Below are 2,092 nucleotides of genomic sequence, written 5' to 3'. Positions count from 1 at the left end.
ACTGACAGTTCTGTATAATTCATAGTAAGAAGGGCTCCCCATGTTTTTGTCGTTATTAACATTGTAAGGGACAACCCTTCTTTTTTTGTTATCTAATTTCTATTTACACAAGAATTTATACTGAACCAAAAAGAATGAAAAATATCAAATACTGCCCTAATTGCGGTCAGGCAGTTGAGAAAGGCGCTGCCTTTTGCCAGAATTGCGGGGCTAGCTTGAATCCACCGGAGAAAAGGGCTAGCCGGACTGGGCGTAAGAAAAGCAAAAAGCAGCAAAGGATCATTGCTACCGTTGCTCTCGCTATGCTGGCCTTTGCTGGCTACTACCTGTGGGGGAGCAGCCAGTACAGCAAGGACCAGCAAGTCGATTGGATCATGGCGGCGCTGGTTAGCCCAGACGAAGATGCCACGAGATACATTGTGACAGACAGCGCTACTTTAGCAGTCAACCATGAGAATCTGGCGCCACTCCAGAAGTTCTACAAGGAGCACCAGACCGCAGCTAACCGGATGGGGCAGAACTTTAAGGCGGGGGACAACAAGTATGGCGACTTCCGCTTTGTTCAAAGCGGTCATTATGCTGGGACTTTTTCCGAAATACAAGCTGCAGGTCAGGACTTATCAGCCGGCGGTGGTGACCAACCATGAGGGCTCGCAAGTGACGGTCAATGGGGAGAAGATCGGAAAATTGACAGCTAAGGGCGAAAATGCCTATACCAAGCGGCTGGGGCTGATATTTCCTGGGAAATATCGGCTAAAAGTGACCGCGGAAGTCGAAGGTCGCAAGCTTTCTGCCAGTTCGACGGTGAACATCAACAGCGATGACACCATTAACTTGAACATCAGCACTGAGACTTTTACGGTAAAAAGCGTGCCAAATGGGGTAGTGTATGTCGATGGGCAAAATGTCGGCAGCTTGGATGATAGCGGCGAGTTGACCCTGAAGGACTACCCAGTGACCAAGAATATGAGCCTCTATGTGGCCTACCAAAACGGAGACAATTTGGTGCAGTCTAATCCCGTGGCTGACCTGGGCAGCGCTTTTGCAGAGGCCAGTGAGGGCTATGATACTAGTGATATTTATTACAGTGACCTAGCTAGCGATGACAGCAATGATGCTGTGACGACCCAGGATGATGGCTACCTGATTCAGCCTAAGTGGGCAGGGTTAGTCGGAAAAAGTGCAGCCGAGAGTTTGTTTGATACGAATTACAACGATCCGGACCCAGACCGCTTTGTCGGCGGGAGTTCAAATAGCGGCTACCAGCAGATTAAGTCGGAAAATAACCGGTGGGATGAGTCCGATAAGATCTTGAGCTATTCGCAAACTGCGACGGTGTCAGCTGTTTATCCATTGAGCGACACAGAAAGTCAGGCCATCTACCGGATTGATTACACCTTCGTTCATGAAAGTGATGTCCATGAGCAGATTTTTGAATATAGTGGCGTGGTTGAGAAGTCAGGGGATGAGTACCTGATCCAGTCTTTAGGCGGTGCCAAGAAGATATCTGATACTACGACGTAGAATTAAGGATGGATGTTTAGCCTACCCTTAGCTTTTAATAGTAAGATTAGATAAAATTAATAGTGTGAAAATGTGAGAGTGAAGCAAATGAAAGTTAGAAAGATTATAGCAGCAGTGTCTGCTGTAAGCGCAATATTGCTTGTTGCTAGATGCAGCGGTAATTCGCAACAAGATTCTGAAAAAACAGTGAAATCATCAAAGCAGAGCAGTAAGAAACAGTCCTCAAAGAAGAAATCTAGTAAGAAAAAAGTCTATAAGGCAAAACTGGTTAATAATCAGTCAGCTGAATCTAGTGAAAGTTCTTCGTCTGAGTCTAGTTCATCCAGTTCAAATAGCCAATCATCTGCCAGTTCTTCCAGTTCATCTAGCAAACAAAGCCAAAAGTATACTGATGAAGAATATGCAGCAGCGGTTCTAATTACTGGTGAGAATGCAAAATATGAGACCGTATAATCTTATGTGTAAGGATGAACAGTTCCTTAAAGTAAATCAAAATTGGGTATAAGAAAAGGGACTCCTTTTCCGTATAATTGATTTGAACACTATCAATACGAAAGGAATCCCTTAT

At 45.0% G+C, this 2,092-nt stretch carries 3 protein-coding genes and 1 pseudogene; all 4 read left to right on the top strand.

Translation table 11 applies throughout. The features are described 5' to 3' along the window. Positions 1–134: 134 nt before the first annotated feature. Positions 135–212, top strand: a pseudogene (locus FYJ62_RS11095) (zinc-ribbon domain-containing protein); the annotation flags it as partial. A gap of 3 nt (positions 213–215) precedes the next feature. Further along, complete coding sequence (locus FYJ62_RS10425; RefSeq protein WP_229771909.1) at positions 216–647, top strand: zinc ribbon domain-containing protein; 432 nt, start codon at positions 216–218, stop codon at positions 645–647. Beyond that, on the top strand, positions 577–1,524 hold the full coding sequence (locus tag FYJ62_RS10420) for a TcaA 3rd/4th domain-containing protein (RefSeq protein ID WP_195837430.1): 948 nt from the start codon (positions 577–579) through the stop codon (positions 1,522–1,524). Before FYJ62_RS10425 ends, FYJ62_RS10420 begins: the two co-directional genes overlap by 71 nt. A gap of 87 nt (positions 1,525–1,611) precedes the next feature. After that, positions 1,612–1,977, top strand: coding sequence for a hypothetical protein (locus tag FYJ62_RS10415; RefSeq protein ID WP_154549567.1), 366 nt, complete (start codon positions 1,612–1,614; stop codon positions 1,975–1,977). Positions 1,978–2,092: the final 115 nt, after the last annotated feature.

The organism is Lactobacillus porci, from assembly GCF_009695985.1.
Lineage (GTDB): Bacteria > Bacillota > Bacilli > Lactobacillales > Lactobacillaceae > Lactobacillus > Lactobacillus absianus.
This window is presented reverse-complemented; position numbering and strand designations above follow the sequence as displayed.

Coding starts and splice junctions, on each gene's coding strand:
- FYJ62_RS10420 (WP_195837430.1), top strand. CDS start 577: ATGCTGGGACTTTTTCCGAAATACAAGCTGCAGGTCAGGACTTATCAG.
- FYJ62_RS10415 (WP_154549567.1), top strand. CDS start 1,612: ATGAAAGTTAGAAAGATTATAGCAGCAGTGTCTGCTGTAAGCGCAATA.